Annotated in this window: 12 protein-coding genes; 11 read left to right on the forward strand and 1 reads right to left on the reverse strand. The window is 38.9% G+C overall.

The window, feature by feature from the left end; translation table 11 throughout:
- Positions 1–68: 68 nt before the first annotated feature.
- Positions 69–1,067, reverse strand: coding sequence for a fatty acid desaturase (locus tag Q1B07_RS13285; protein ID WP_299090586.1), 999 nt, complete (start codon positions 1,065–1,067; stop codon positions 69–71).
- A 268-nt stretch (positions 1,068–1,335) separates the two neighbouring features.
- On the opposite strand from Q1B07_RS13285, the gene Q1B07_RS13290 reads away from it, so the two are divergent.
- The 11 genes from Q1B07_RS13290 to Q1B07_RS13340 all read left to right on the forward strand — a co-directional run bounded on the left by Q1B07_RS13290 (position 1,336) and on the right by Q1B07_RS13340 (position 14,336).
- Entirely contained in the window at positions 1,336–2,376 is a 1,041-nt protein-coding gene (locus Q1B07_RS13290; RefSeq protein ID WP_299090589.1) for an autoinducer 2 ABC transporter substrate-binding protein, read from the forward strand.
- Positions 2,366–4,171, forward strand: a complete 1,806-nt coding sequence (locus tag Q1B07_RS13295) for a sensor histidine kinase (protein WP_299090591.1) — start codon at positions 2,366–2,368, stop codon at positions 4,169–4,171. The genes Q1B07_RS13290 and Q1B07_RS13295 overlap by 11 nt, the downstream gene beginning before the upstream one ends.
- Entirely contained in the window at positions 4,171–5,790 is a 1,620-nt protein-coding gene (locus Q1B07_RS13300) for a helix-turn-helix domain-containing protein (protein ID WP_299090593.1), read from the forward strand. Before Q1B07_RS13295 ends, Q1B07_RS13300 begins: the two co-directional genes overlap by 1 nt.
- Positions 5,791–6,265: 475 nt before the next feature.
- Positions 6,266–6,580 (forward strand): L-rhamnose mutarotase, encoded by a 315-nt coding sequence (gene rhaM / locus Q1B07_RS13305; RefSeq protein ID WP_299090595.1) that lies wholly within the window; start codon positions 6,266–6,268, stop codon positions 6,578–6,580.
- Between the two features lie 34 nt (positions 6,581–6,614).
- Entirely contained in the window at positions 6,615–7,880 is a 1,266-nt protein-coding gene (locus tag Q1B07_RS13310) for an MFS transporter (protein ID WP_299090598.1), read from the forward strand.
- A gap of 375 nt (positions 7,881–8,255) precedes the next feature.
- Complete coding sequence (gene bioW / locus Q1B07_RS13315) at positions 8,256–9,041, forward strand: 6-carboxyhexanoate--CoA ligase (protein WP_299090600.1); 786 nt, start codon at positions 8,256–8,258, stop codon at positions 9,039–9,041.
- Complete coding sequence (gene bioA, locus Q1B07_RS13320; protein ID WP_299090602.1) at positions 9,022–10,368, forward strand: adenosylmethionine--8-amino-7-oxononanoate transaminase; 1,347 nt, start codon at positions 9,022–9,024, stop codon at positions 10,366–10,368. The genes bioW and bioA overlap by 20 nt, the downstream gene beginning before the upstream one ends.
- Positions 10,358–11,494, forward strand: coding sequence for an 8-amino-7-oxononanoate synthase (gene bioF / locus Q1B07_RS13325; protein ID WP_299090672.1), 1,137 nt, complete (start codon positions 10,358–10,360; stop codon positions 11,492–11,494). The genes bioA and bioF overlap by 11 nt, the downstream gene beginning before the upstream one ends.
- On the forward strand, positions 11,491–12,207 hold the full coding sequence (bioD, locus tag Q1B07_RS13330) for a dethiobiotin synthase (RefSeq protein WP_299090605.1): 717 nt from the start codon (positions 11,491–11,493) through the stop codon (positions 12,205–12,207). The genes bioF and bioD overlap by 4 nt, the downstream gene beginning before the upstream one ends.
- Positions 12,208–12,238: 31 nt before the next feature.
- The gene (locus tag Q1B07_RS13335) at positions 12,239–13,441 is read left to right on the forward strand and encodes a cytochrome P450 (RefSeq protein ID WP_299090606.1); all 1,203 of its coding nucleotides are present in this window, start codon (positions 12,239–12,241) and stop codon (positions 13,439–13,441) included.
- A 130-nt stretch (positions 13,442–13,571) separates the two neighbouring features.
- Complete coding sequence (locus Q1B07_RS13340) at positions 13,572–14,336, forward strand: NAD(P)-dependent oxidoreductase (RefSeq protein ID WP_299090608.1); 765 nt, start codon at positions 13,572–13,574, stop codon at positions 14,334–14,336.
- Positions 14,337–14,437: the final 101 nt, after the last annotated feature.

The following is a 14,437-nucleotide window of genomic DNA, read 5'->3' on the forward strand; positions in this document are numbered from 1 at the left end:
CATTGATAATTGTATTATTATTTTATCACACTGATTCTAAGAAATCCTCTTACCTGAAAATGACATGATCATTTGGAGATTTGCGATAAATAATTAAACCCTACGAACCTTTTGTTTTTCGCATCCCATAATCTGAATTTAAGTGATTTTAAGCTTGTCGCTAATGTAATTGTCGGGACGTTTTGTAATGGCTCTGCCGTTTTGTGTGCCTCTTCAAGCATATAATTAGGCACTCTTGGGCTTAAATGATGAACATGGTGGTAGCCGATATTACCTGTCAGCCATTGCAGCAGCTTCGGAAGCTTGTAGTATGAGCTTCCTTCAACGGCTGCTAACACGTATTCCCATTCTTCATTTTCTTCAAAATACGAATCTTCAAATGTATGCTGCACATAAAAAAGCCAGATGCCTAGAGACCCTGAAATAAGAAAGATTGGCCCTTGGATTAAAAGAAATGCCTCAACACCCAATGTCCAACAAAGAATTCCCGCTAAGGCTGCGATAGAAAGGTTGGTAATATAAGTGTTCAGCCGTTCCTTCTTTCTTGCCCCTTTTTTATTAAAGCGATTCATGATCAAAAAAACATAGATTGGACCTAACCCAAACATAACGATAGGATTTCGATATAGGCGGTAGACAATTTTACGCCATAACGGTGCAGCCAAATATTCATCAACAGTCAGCACCCAAATATCGCCTGTCCCGCGTTTATCTAAATTTCCGCTTGTTGCATGATGGATCGAGTGATCATGCTGCCATTGACTATAAGGAAACAGTGTTAATACACCTGTAATTGTCCCAACAATTTTATTGGCTGTCCGATTTTTAAAAAAAGAGTAATGACAGCAGTCATGGAAGATGATAAAAACCCTTACAAGAAACCCTGCCGCAATAACTGTTAAGCCTAATGTAAGAAAATAAGAAATGCTTAGGCTTTGATAAGCAAGAATCCACAAAATAAGAAACGGTCCCAATGTATTAATAAGCTGTATCACACTAGCTTTTGTATTTGATTTTTCAAAAGGAGCAACTTGCTTCCGCAAATTTTTTTGTAATTGTTTGGTCATTTTTTTAGTTCCCTTCAGCAATTGTTACCTTAATTATAGAGGGCATGGCATGGTTTTTGCAGACATAGTTGTCATGTGCAAAGTATGACAAATGTCATATTGGAAAAGGAGGTTATTGGAAACTTTGTTGGTATATAGAAAATGAAATGAATTGGAGCTTTAAACATTGCCTATAGTAAAGAAAAAACACTAATTAAAGACACTTACGATTTTATTGATATAATAAAAATGAATGAATGTTTACTTTTATGTATTAGGAGAGAAGCAAATGTTTTTTCGAGTATTATTTTGTATAATTCTATTGTTATTTGTAAGCGGGTGCAATTTTATACCGCAAACAACACAGTACGAAGTTATATACAACGGTGAAAAAGAACAGCAGCAAGAGCCAGCACATCAACGCCATAAAACATACACGATTGCCGTTATTCCAAAGGTTAGCGGGATTCCTTATTTTAATGCAGTAGAAGAAGGGGTTTATGAAGCTGGAAAGGATTTAGGTGTTAACGTGCTTTATTCTGGTTCTTTAATTGCAGATTGGAAACAGCAAGAAGCCATTATCGAAGGATATATCGAGCAAAAGGTAGACCTAATCGCTGTTTCTGCAAATGATCCCGAAAAGCTTGGTCCTGTTTTAAAGAGAGCTAGGAACCAGGGGATCAGAGTAATTACATGGGATTCAGATGCGAATAACCAGTATCGCGAGCTGTTTATTAACATGGTTGATCCGGAAATATTAGGGCGCCATATTATGGATGCGTTATCATCAAGAGTCAATGAGCGGGGCAGCTATGCTATTATCACCGGGTCTAAGGAGGCCGCGAATTTAAATGAGTGGATCTATTGGATGAATGTTCAACAGCAAGAAAACTACCCGAACATGAAGCTCGTAGATATTGTTGAATCAAATGATGACCCGAAGCAAGCCTATAAGGCGGCAACTGAATTATTAAAACAACATCCGGAATTAACAGGTATTATTGGAAGCTCATCTGTTGGCCCTCCTGCAGCAGCTCAAGCTGTTAAAGACATTAACAAATCTGGTGAGATTACAGTGGTGGGCTTATCCACACCAAATTTGATGAGAGAATATATAAAGGACGGTTCCGCGCAGGTTGTCACCCTGTGGAGTCCAAAGAAGCTCGGCTATTTAACAGTTAGTATTGCCAAGGAGTTATTAGAAGGGAACAAAATTAGTGATAATCAATATATTTCGAATATAGGCAATGTCAGAGTAAAAGAGGATACCGTAATCATGGGGCAGCCGATTGATTTTACGAAGGAGAATATTGATCAATATGATTTCTAACATGATTGAGGCAGTTCGTTTAAAAAACTTCAAGCTGAAAACGAAATTAATCATTACCTATATTCTTCTTACGGTGATTCCGATGGCTGTCTTAGGCTATATCATTTACTATCAAAATACAAAAGCAATCGAAGAAGAGGTAGGAGAATATGTTCCAAGGCTTTTAAATCAAGCAAATAGAAACATTGAAAATGAAATAAATGAGCTGGGAAATTTACCGAATCTGATTTATAACTCAAGTGATGTCATGGCAGTTTTACGTGCCAGCCCATATGAGGACCGATCCTCTTTGCTCCAGGACCAATTTACGGTTGAAAGCTTTCTGTCCCGGGCCTATCTTGGGAGCAATAACGCAAATATTTTAGGTGCTTATTTATTATCAAATAATGGTTCCTTTATTAGCACTCGGGTAGCATATGAAGGCTTTGATTTTACGAAAAATCCTCTGCCGTATGGAGAGGCCCATGATTTAGGAGGGGATACAAAGGTACTGCTGCCAAACCAGGTCAACTTGACGTTTGAGGGGAACCCGCCATATATGCTGTTAGTAAAAGAAATTATCGACCTTGATAACAGGGAAACGCTCGGAACCATGTTTTTGGCTGTTAAGCTGACGTTTATTGAAGAAATCCTTCAAGATTTAGATGAAGAAGACAAAGCCCTGATGTGGGTAATGGATGATCAAGGGCAGATTATCTACCATCCGGATCAAACGAAAATTGGCACATATTTTGAAGAACTAAATCAATACCCTCTTTTAAACGGGAGTTTCCGTACAAACACAGCAAATGAGAGAACCTTGATTAGTATTAATCAATCATCAAAACAACAATGGATATTGGTTCATCGTATCCCGATTAACTATTTAACAGAACGAACAGATGTCGTAAGAAATGCAGCGATTATTATTTTCCTCATCCTTGTTGTGATTACGACCTTGATTTCAATTATTGTTGCATGGAGTGTGACAAAACCAATAAACGTACTTGGGAAGAAGATGAAGGATGTTGAAAAAGGAAATCTCCATATTAAGATCCCGATCCACTCAAGGGATGAGGTTGGAGTGCTGGCTTCAAGCTTTCAATCAATGATAACAAAGCTAAGAGACCAAATCAAAAAAAATGACAATATTGAAATCAGGCAAAAAGAGGCTGAATTATATGCGCTTCAATCGCAAATCAACCCTCATTTCATGTACAACACATTGGAAACGATTGGAGCATCAATAGAGGATGGCGAATCCGATTTAGTCGTTGATATGGTGGCTATTTTAGGAAGGATGCTGCGTTTTTCCCTTAGTAATAAGGATAAGATTGTGCCGATTTCTCAAGAGGTTCTTCATATTGAAGATTATTTGACCCTGCAAAAATTTCGTTTTGAAGAAAGGATTTCATTCAGCATTCACAAGGATCAGGAACAGGATTTATACTTAACTCCTAAGTTTATCCTGCAGCCAATTGTCGAGAACTCGATTAAATATGGCATGCAAAAAAGAAAGGCACTTAACTTAGAAATAGAAGTTAACAAAGATGAAACCGATCATGCAATGGTGTTCGTGATTCGTGACAATGGTCCGGGAATTAAGGAAGAAGATCTATCGAAATTAAAGGATCTTTTGAATAAAGACCCAATGATTAACCGTGATTCAGGATTTGGATTAACAAATGTTCATGCGAGAATTGTGATGATGTATGGCAGTAACTATGGATTAACAATCACTAGCAAGGAAGAGCAAGGAACAGAAGTCATAATCAAAATACCGTTGTTAGTTAAAAAGGAAAATGGTGATGGATAATGCCTTTAATTCGAACAGTTATTGTGGATGATGAAAGCCGCATTCGCCGAAGATTGGAACGCCTTGTTCAATCCTGTGGCGAGGAATGGGAAATCATTGCGACATTCTCAGATGGCAAGGAAGCCTTAGACGAAATGACAAATGAATCAATCGATTTTGATCTTCTGATAACTGATGTGCAGATGCCTGAAATGGATGGGTTGACTCTTGTAAACCAGTTAAAAAGAACATATTCGTTTACTGCAGTTATTGTTAGTGGTTATGATGATTTTTCGTATTTGCAAACGGCTATGCGCGAAGGAGCTGTTAATTATATTTTAAAACCAATCGATAAAATTCAGTTTGCTGAACAAATGGAGGAAGTCAAACAAAAGATTTATCGTAAGCGAGAAGAGGAACGACAGTGGAGTGAAGTGCAGGAAAAAGCATCACAGTTGACCTATACAAAGCAAATTCAGTTTTTAAGTGAAGTAACCTGGAATGATGAGCTTGACCTATCTCTTATCGATTGGACCGAGCAATTTCCTAAAGGGACCTATAAATTAGCTCATATTAGTGTTGATCAGTATCCTTCTATCTTTAAGGCAAAGGATGAAGCGGAAAATTGGGATCGTGAATTAGAAGCGATTTTTACACAGTCCATTGAATGTTATACCCACTGGTGGTGGAGGAGCGGCAAGTTTCAGTATTGGCTTTTGCTGCTTGATAAGGAGGTAACCGATTCAGCCTTTGATAAGAAAACGAGCAATGCATTCACTGAAGCTAAAGGCAAGGTAGTGCGGACAACTCCCTTTACGGTTTCGATTGCAATAAGTGATAAATTTAATGATATGACCTTATTAACAACGATAAAGGATCAGCTCCTATCGTTTTTACAATATCGGATCATTGAAGGCGGAAATAAAGTCTTTCATACTGAGTTGGTAAAACAATTGTCTGTTCAACAATCAAAAACCATAACAGCGTCTGTATATAAACATGTCCAACAAATCATTTCTGCCCTAGAAGGAAAAAGCGAAGCAGAAACCAAGAAGGCCTTACAAGGATTTTTTCAGGAAATTGGAACAATAAAATCACCAGCATTAATCGAGGATGCTGTCCATTATTTATGCTTGCAGATTGTAAACCGTTGGCTTGAGTTTGCCGGATTTGGCGAGACACCTGATCTTTTGCCAGGAGCTCTTCAGCTGACAAAGCGTGCAGCAAATTTTTATCAGCTAGGTGACAGCATCAAGCTTTGGGTGCTGCAGATGAAAAAGAAAATTGACGAAAGAAAGAACGAAGACTCAGATCCAATACAGCGCGCTAAAGACTGGATCCAGCAAAACCTTGGTGAAAACATTACGATAAAAAAGATCGCTGAGCATGTATATATGAGCCCAACTTATTTCAGCAACTTTTTTAAGGCACAAACAGGTGAAACCATTTTAGATTATGTAACAAAATGCCGCCTCGAAAAGGCAAAAGATCTTTTAGCAACGACAGAGCTGAAAGTTTATGATATTTCAGCACAGCTAGGCTATCAGGATACGAAATATTTTAGCCGCCTGTTTAAACAATGGTACGGACAGTCACCTTCCCAATATCGTGAACTGCATTTTAAAATGAGAGAGCAATAGGGAATGACTGTCATTTTAAAGGGCCTGTCCCCCTAACAAACATCAATATAGGGAGTTTCTAACTATTAGAGATCCTATATTGTGTTTTTGGGGGACTGGCCCTTTGTTTCACTTTAAGAAAGAAAATTTGTACTTAGTTATTGCGTCTAGCTCCAGGCGCCATCGGATCTAAGGTTTAGTCAAATCGGAATGGAAGGTAAAGAACACCTTCTATTCCGATTCGCCTTATGCTTGTCGACGAATGCTTAGCGCCTTTCACTTTTCTTATGAACAATTGAAATCCCTTCCAAACATCTTAATATTCTCCCCCCAACCTTAGTTTTGTCTCCTACCAACTATAATGAAAGTTTTATATAGTAAGAGTAATCAAAAGAAAGCGTAATCAGCAATCGCTTTCCATTTAATGAAAGGGCTTTTCTTTTTGGTAAATGGAAATGGCTGATTGGTGAGGAATAGTGGAATTGGAGGTATTAATGTGATTAGAAAAGCAAGCATCATGTATGTATATAAGGATCAATATGAAGAATACAAACGGCGCCATGATGAAATTTGGCCTGAAATGGAAAAGGAATTAAAAGCACATGGCGCGCATAATTATTCAATCTTTTTAGATCAAGAAACAGGACAGCTATTTGCCTATTTAGAGGTGGAAGATGAAGAGAAATGGGGCAAGATGGCTGATACGGAAATTTGCAAAAAATGGTGGGCCTACATGGAGCCGTTAATGGAAACAAATCCAGATAACAGTCCCGTGTCAAAAGAGTTAAAGAATGTGTTTTATTTAGCTTAAAAAATTGATTTTTATAGTGAAAGGAGAAACTTCTATGGCTGGTAAAAAAGGAATGAAGTCTACGATAACGGTAGCGATGTCGAACTACTTAGAAGCAGGTTCTATTGTGGCAGGTGCCGGCGGACTAACGCTTTGGATGGAATATTTAAATTTGGATGATTTTAAACTTGGGTTGCTAGGTGCATTAAGTGCAAACGGATTTGGCGCCGCAATCGGGGCATTAATTGGCGGTATTTTAGTTGATAAATTCGGACGGAAATTAATTTATAAATATGATCTTCTTGTCTATATGCTTGGTGTCTTGTTGATTACGTTCTCATTCAATTTTCCGATGCTATTAATCGGTTATATTATTACAGGAATTGCTGTTGGCGCTGCCATTCCAGCTGCGTGGACGTATATTGCCGAAGAAGCACCTGACAATGAACGGGCTGCACGGGTTGGATTTGGACAATTAGCATGGTCAATCGGTCCGGCTGTTTCCTTGTTATTATCTGTAGCATTAGCGCCGTTAGGTCTTCTTGGAAGCCGGATTATCTTTGCTCAATTGTTTGTAATCGCTTTAATAACATGGATTTTACAACAGCAGATCAATGAATCAACAATTTGGGAAGAAGAGAAACAAAAAGAAGCCAAAATGAAAGCTTCTGGACAAAAAGCAGAAAATCCAATTAAAGAATTGTTTACAATTAAAGCAAATCGTCAAGCAATCACATTATTGCTCGGAATCTATGTGTTTTGGAATTTAGTTGCCGGTGTGATGGGCTATTTCATGCCATATATTTATGAGACAGTCGGCGGACTTTCAGCAGCACAAGCAAACCTGCTGCAAGCATTTTTATGGGTATTAACTGTTGCTTCCACTTATTTTGTGTTTATTAAATTAGGTGATAAGGTAAGTCGCAAGGCATTATATACGGTTGGTGCTGCCATGGGAATTATCGCTTGGGCGGTTCTTTCATTAGGCAGCATGGGATATGCGGAGCTCTTCATCTTCGTCATTTTGTGGGGAGTTGCAGCAGGCTTCGGTGCACAAGCTTTCTACGGGTTATGGGCAAGTGAATTATTCCATACGAAATACCGTGCCAAAGCACAAGGCTTTTTATTCTGTATCGCGCGTATTGCGGTAGGACTAATTTCATTAGCCGTTCCAACCATGATTTCACTGCTCGGCTTTAAGATTTCCGGATTAATTATGATTGGATTCCTCGTTATCGCTGCAGTAATAGGATTTGTCATGGCGCCGGAAACGAGAGGAAAGTCATTAAAACAAATTGAACAGGAACGTTATAGTGCATAGCATGATAATAAAAAAGATGATCGTTCTTTAATGGGCGATCATCTTTTTTGTACGTTAAGAGGGAGTATAAATTTGCAGCGCAGGAGAAAATTCGACGTAGTGGCAAATTTTAAGAATGAAGTATAAGTGCAACTAGGCAGCCGCACTGCGCCTAAAGGCTTGGCGCAAGCCAAGTTTTCTTTAATGTTTTTTATACAAAAATAATCTTGAAGATTGATAAGTCCTTTTACCCAATGTCACGCATAATATTGACAGAATGAAATAACAATCTTACTATTTAATTGTTAACCTTTTATTCATTTAGGTTGACATATATAAAAGTTTCTCTTTGAGCCTAGGTGATAGAATCAAATGATAAGAAAGAGGATAAAAGTTATGCTAGATGACAAGTTTTATAGCGTAAGAATGAGAGCTTCAAAGGACGGAGCTCATGAACATGGCGGAAAGCATATATCTGGAGGTGAACTGCTTTCACCTTATAGCGGTCTTCAACAAGCAGTGAATGCATTGTTGGAAAAGGGATTAACCCATTCAAGAGGAAAACCGGAGTTTATGCAAATTCAGTTTGAATTATTAAATGAGCAGATAAAACGATTACAGCCGTTAACCGTTCAGACAAATGAAGTTGAATCAGCAGAAATTGGTCGAGTACTAGCCTGCCGCCTCCTAGAGAAGTCTGGTGTCCCAAAGAAGATCATAGATAAAGCATTAGAGCAGATGGCCGATTGTTCCGGGATTAGAGGAGCTATTTTGATCGATAGTCATTCAGGGAAACGAATTGACAAGAGAAGTGCTAAAGGTGTGCGTGTGTCAAGGATGGACTGGGTTGATAATGATTTTAATAACTGGGCTAATCACTATCAATTGCCGCAGCATTCAAGATTAAAAGAGGCGCTTGCACTTGCAACAAAGGTAAGTGAGCATCCGGCTACTATTGCGGAATTATGCTGGTCAGATGATCCAGATTATATAACCGGCTATGTTGCAAGTAGAAAGATAGGCTATCAGCGGATCACAAAGCTAAAAGAATACGGTGATGAACATGGCTGTCGAATATTCTTTGTTGATACCTTCCATGATGTAAACTCCTACATAAACTATTTGGAAAAACAGCCAATTTTCATTGAATGGGAGGAAGAGAATGACACAAGAATTGATTGAAAAAAGCAAGAAGCATCTTTGGCTGCCCTTCACTCAAATGAAAGATTATGATGAAAATCCACTGATCATTGAGAGTGGGAATGGAATAAAAGTAAAAGACATTTATGGCAAGGAATATTTTGATGGATTTTCTTCAGTTTGGCTTAATGTACATGGTCATCGTAAGAAGGAATTAGATGATGCGATTAAAAAGCAGCTTGAAAAAATTGCTCATTCCACTTTATTAGGCATGACAAATGTTCCAGCAACAGAGCTGGCTGAAAAGCTAATTGAACTAACTCCCGAGAAGCTGACACGTGTTTTTTATTCAAATAGCGGTGCAGAAGCAATGGAAATTGCGCTGAAAATGGCTTTTCAATATTGGAAAAACATAGGCAAACCGGAGAAGCAAAAATTTATCTCAATGCAAAATGGTTATCATGGCGATACGATTGGTGCTGTGAGTGTTGGGTCAATCGAGCTTTTCCATCATGTATACGGGGCTTTAATGTTTGAGAGCTTTAAGGCGCCTATTCCTTACGTATATCGTTCCGAAAGCGGCAATCCTTCACAGTGTCGCGATGAATGTTTACATACACTTGAACAACTGCTGATTGAAAAGCACCAAGAAATAGCCGCGCTTTCCATTGAATCGATGGTCCAGGGAGCAGCAGGGATGATCATTATGCCAGAAGGCTTTTTAGCCGGTGTGCGTGAGCTTTGTACAAAATATGATGTCCTGATGATTGTTGATGAAGTTGCCACAGGCTTTGGCCGCACTGGGAAAATGTTTGCCTGTGAACATGAGCATGTACAGCCGGATATAATGGCAGCTGGAAAGGGTATCACAGGAGGCTATTTGCCAATTGCGGCAACATTTACAACAGAGGAAATTTACAAGGCGTTCTATGATGACTATAAAAAGTTAAAAACCTTTTTCCATGGTCATTCTTATACGGGAAATCAGCTTGGCTGTGCAGCAGCACTGGAAAATTTACGTTTGTTTGAAGCGGAAAAAATCGTTGATCAGGTATTTAGAAAATCGCAGGAACTTCATTTGCTTCTTCAAGAGCTGTATTTACACCCGCATGTTGGAGAGATCAGACAGCTTGGTTTTATGTGTGGAATTGAACTTGTTCAATCTAAGGAAACGAAAGAACCTTTTCCTGTCGAAAATCGCTTAGGGTATCATGTTTCATTAAAAATGAGAGAGATTGGCATGCTCACGAGACCATTGGGTGATGTGATCGTATTTATGCCTCCGCTTGCCAGTTCAATCAGTGAGCTGGAAGCAATGGTAACGATCATGAAACAAGCAATTAATGAGGTAACAAATGTTGAAAGCTGACAGCTGGTTAAATAAGCGATTGGAAAAGATGATAAAGGCTGGATTGTATCGGCATTTACAAACAATCAATAAACAAATTGTCTATTCGTCAAATGATTATTTAGGGCTGGCAAAAGATAAACGGTTGATTTCTGCAGCAAGGAGGACACTGGATGAATCGGGTGTTGGAAGCAGCGGCTCAAGATTAACAACAGGTAATTCTGAGTGGCATGAAAAACTTGAACAACGTCTTGCGGACTTCAAGCAAACGGAAGCAGCACTTTTATTTTCAAGCGGCTATTTAGCTAATATTGGTGTCTTATCATCACTGCCTGAAAAAGGGGATGTCATTTTAAGTGACCAATTAAATCATGCCAGCATTATCGATGGCTGCCGCCTTTCAAAAGCTGATACCGTTATCTATAAACATATTGATATGAATGACCTTGAAGTAAAACTGAAAGAAACAGCATCTTACCAACGCCGGTTTATTGTAACAGATGGAGTATTTAGTATGGACGGCACGATTGCACCTTTGAATAAGATCATGGCACTTGCTAAAAGCTATCAAGCCTGCGTAATTGTTGACGATGCCCATGCTACAGGTGTTTTAGGAGAATACGGCAGGGGGACATGTGAGTATTTCGGGGTAATGCCTGATGTGGTCATTGGAACGTTAAGTAAAGCAATTGGATCAGAAGGCGGCTTTGTCGCAGGTTCTAAGGTTTTAATCGATTTTCTTGTCAATCACGCCCGCACATTTATGTTTCAAACAGCGATACCGCCCACGAGCTGTGCTGCTTCTTATACCGCTTTGGATATTATTGAACAAAGTAAAGAAAAGCGCCAGCAGCTGCGAGCACACGTATTACAGATTAAAAAAGGCTTGGAAGAAATCGGCTTTACTGTAAAGGGGACTGTAACACCGATTATTCCAGTTATTGTCGGTGATGCGCAAAAGGCTGTAGCATTTGCAGAAAAGCTTCAGGAAAAGGGTATCTTTGCACCTGCGATCCGACCTCCAACTGTAGCCATCGGAGAAAGTCGTATTCGATTAACCGTCACCACGGAGCACTGTTCAAATGAGATCAATTACTTGCTTGAGACATTTAATTTAGTAGGAAAAGAGTTGAACATGATTAAATGAAGGGTTTCTTTGTAACTGGAACAGATACAGGAGTAGGAAAAACCATTATAGCTTGCGGACTTGCCGCTGCATTGATTGAGAAGGGAATAGATGTTGGCGTTTTTAAACCATTATTAAGCGGGATCTCCCGTTCACATCCACAAAGCGATACGAGTTTACTAAAGCAAATGTCAGAATCATCTTTATCCCATCAGGACATTACCCCGTTTGAATTTGCTGAGCCGCTTGCTCCATTTGTGGCAGGGAGGCTTGAAGAAAAGACTGTAGGCCTTGAAGAGGTGGTAAACCATTGGGAAAAGATAAAGGGAAAACACGAATATTTCATTATTGAAGGTGCTGGCGGTATTGCAGTTCCGTTAGGTGATCGTTTTTTAGTTAGTCATTTAATAAAAGCCTTGAAGCTGCCAATTGTGATTGTAGCACGACCTAATCTTGGGACGATCAATCATACGTTTCTTACGGTTCAATATGCAAAAAGCATGGGGATTGAGGTCGCCGGAATTGTGATAAACGGCATTGGCGATCACCCAGATCTTGCAGAAAAAACAAATCCGAATGTTATAGAAGAAGTATGCAATGTGCCTATATTAGGTATCACACCAAAGCTAAAAGAGATAACAAAAGAAGGCCTTCTAAAAATGGCACAGGATCACATAGACATGCCATTACTTAGCAATCGGTTCGGACTGAAGCAAAATTTAATAGATACATAGAACAAGATTGGAAAGGGTGCAGATAGAGAAAATGTTAAATCAAAGGCATGAAGAATTTTCCCTTACTTCTTCAGAATTTTTTTGCAATCCTTATCCATTTTACGATAAGCTGCGTTCCGAGCATCCGATATGCAGGGGGAGTTTATTAAAATATCCGGGCTGGTATGTAACCGGCTATGATGAGGTGCAGGCAATTCTTAAGGATCCCAGATTTAAAAATCGAATCCCCCTTCCTCAGACTACAAGGAAATATGAGCAGTTGAAAAATATACAGAATAATATGGTGCTTTTTAAGAATCAACCTGACCACATGCGATTACGGATGTTGATTAGCAAAGGGTTTACCTCTAAAGCTGTGGAGTATTATCGACCATATATAAGAGAAGCGGTTCATGATTTATTAAATTGTATTCGAAAAAAGAAAAGAATCGACATTGTTTCAGAGTATGCTTTTCCATTAGCAAGCCTCATAATCGCAAATATACTAGGAGTACCTTCAGATGAGCGACATCGATTTAGAGATATGGCCGCATGCTTAATTCAAACAATTGATTTTACCCGATCAAAAAAAGTGTTACAAAATGGAAATGATTCAATGATTGAAGCAGCGGCCTATTTTAATGAGCTTATCGAAATGCGAGCGCTTAACCCAAAGGATGACCTCATCAGCCTATTAAGTAAGGAAGCAACAGATGGGGAGAAGTTAACAAGCGAGGAATTACTTTCAACATGTATTTTACTTGTGATTGCCGGCCATGAGACAACTGTAAACCTTATTAGCAATTCCATCCTCATCTTATTACAACATCCTGAGCAGCTAATAAAGCTAAAGGAAAAACCAGAGCTTATTAAAGTGGCTGTTGAGGAATTTTTGCGTTATGAGAGCCCAACCCAACTGACGGCACGAATCGCATCTGAAGATATTGAGCTTGAACAAACGACCATTAAGAAAGGGGAGCATGTCTATCTATTTTTAGGTGCTGCCAATCGTGATCCAAAGACATTCATTGATGCGCATATGCTTGATATTACTCGGAAACCCAACCCCCATCTTGCGTTTGGGTATGGCCCGCACTTTTGTTTAGGTGCTTCATTGGCACGTATTGAAGCACAGATTGCCATTCAGGAACTTGTTCAGCAATTGCCTAACCTCCGACTAGCTGCTGATGATTTGCAATGGAGAAAATTAATTGCGTTTAGGTCACTGACAGAACTTCCAGTTGCATTTGATTAGTTTAAAGCTGCCCGATCGTTTTAAGGCTGTACGCTTATTGAGCAAGGTTTAAAACCTTTGCAGCAATCCATGTTTAGGATAACCAGAAGCAGGCTATACATGGTACTAATCACATAAATGGAGGAAATCAATGAAGAAAAAAGTGACGATCATTGGCGGGGCTGGAACGGTTGGAAGCATAGTTCAAAATCGATTAAGTGATAAATATGAGTTTACGGTATTAGATAAAAATATTTCAAACGAAGCGGAAAACACCATTCAGGTTGATGCAACAAATTTCGATGCGCTGCTCGAAAGCATCCCAAAGGATACGGATGCATTGATCAATCTGCTTACGATTAAAGTGGAAAATGATTTAAAGGATATTGAACAGTTTCATAAAATGACGGAAATTCATTTTACTGCTTCATTTTATATTTTACATGCCGCAATTTTGTTAGGAATCCCTAAGGTTGTGTTCGCAAGCAGCAACCACACGACAGATTATTATGAGGAAGATGGAATTTCCACATTAGGCAGGGAAATTACCATAGATGATTATCCGTTTTCACGCGGGCTTTATGGCGTACTTAAGCTTGCATCGGAAAATATCGGTCATATTTTAGCACAGGAAAAGGAACATAATCTTTCTGTCATTAATTTGCGGATCGGAAGTGTTCAAAAGGATGAACAAAAAGCTGTAAAGGAAAAGAAACGGCTTCACCATACGTTATTGTCTCATGAAGACACCGTTCAGCTTTTTGATCTCGCGCTTCAATCAACCGTAAAATATGGCACCTATTATGGTGTTTCAAACAATCCAGGTAAACCATGGTCAACTGAAAATGCGTGGAAGGAGTTAGGCTTTGTTTCCAAAGAAAATGCAATGGATGTATTAAAAAAGGGATTTTCATAAAATACATTTACCATTAAAAACGATTTGTCACCTCATTTTCAAAAGCAAAATAATCCATATAACATGATATGGAAATCCATTGTATATCAAGAGCAGGTGCT

It is taken from the genome of uncultured Metabacillus sp., from assembly GCF_947503125.1.
Taxonomy (GTDB): Bacteria; Bacillota; Bacilli; order Bacillales; family Bacillaceae; genus Metabacillus.

Coding starts and splice junctions, on each gene's coding strand:
- bioW (WP_299090600.1), top strand. CDS start 8,256: ATGCTAGATGACAAGTTTTATAGCGTAAGAATGAGAGCTTCAAAGGAC.
- Q1B07_RS13285 (WP_299090586.1), bottom strand. CDS start 1,067: ATGACCAAACAATTACAAAAAAATTTGCGGAAGCAAGTTGCTCCTTTT.
- Q1B07_RS13290 (WP_299090589.1), top strand. CDS start 1,336: ATGTTTTTTCGAGTATTATTTTGTATAATTCTATTGTTATTTGTAAGC.
- Q1B07_RS13300 (WP_299090593.1), top strand. CDS start 4,171: ATGCCTTTAATTCGAACAGTTATTGTGGATGATGAAAGCCGCATTCGC.
- Q1B07_RS13310 (WP_299090598.1), top strand. CDS start 6,615: ATGGCTGGTAAAAAAGGAATGAAGTCTACGATAACGGTAGCGATGTCG.
- Q1B07_RS13335 (WP_299090606.1), top strand. CDS start 12,239: ATGTTAAATCAAAGGCATGAAGAATTTTCCCTTACTTCTTCAGAATTT.
- Q1B07_RS13340 (WP_299090608.1), top strand. CDS start 13,572: ATGAAGAAAAAAGTGACGATCATTGGCGGGGCTGGAACGGTTGGAAGC.
- bioA (WP_299090602.1), top strand. CDS start 9,022: ATGACACAAGAATTGATTGAAAAAAGCAAGAAGCATCTTTGGCTGCCC.
- Q1B07_RS13295 (WP_299090591.1), top strand. CDS start 2,366: ATGATTTCTAACATGATTGAGGCAGTTCGTTTAAAAAACTTCAAGCTG.
- bioD (WP_299090605.1), top strand. CDS start 11,491: ATGAAGGGTTTCTTTGTAACTGGAACAGATACAGGAGTAGGAAAAACC.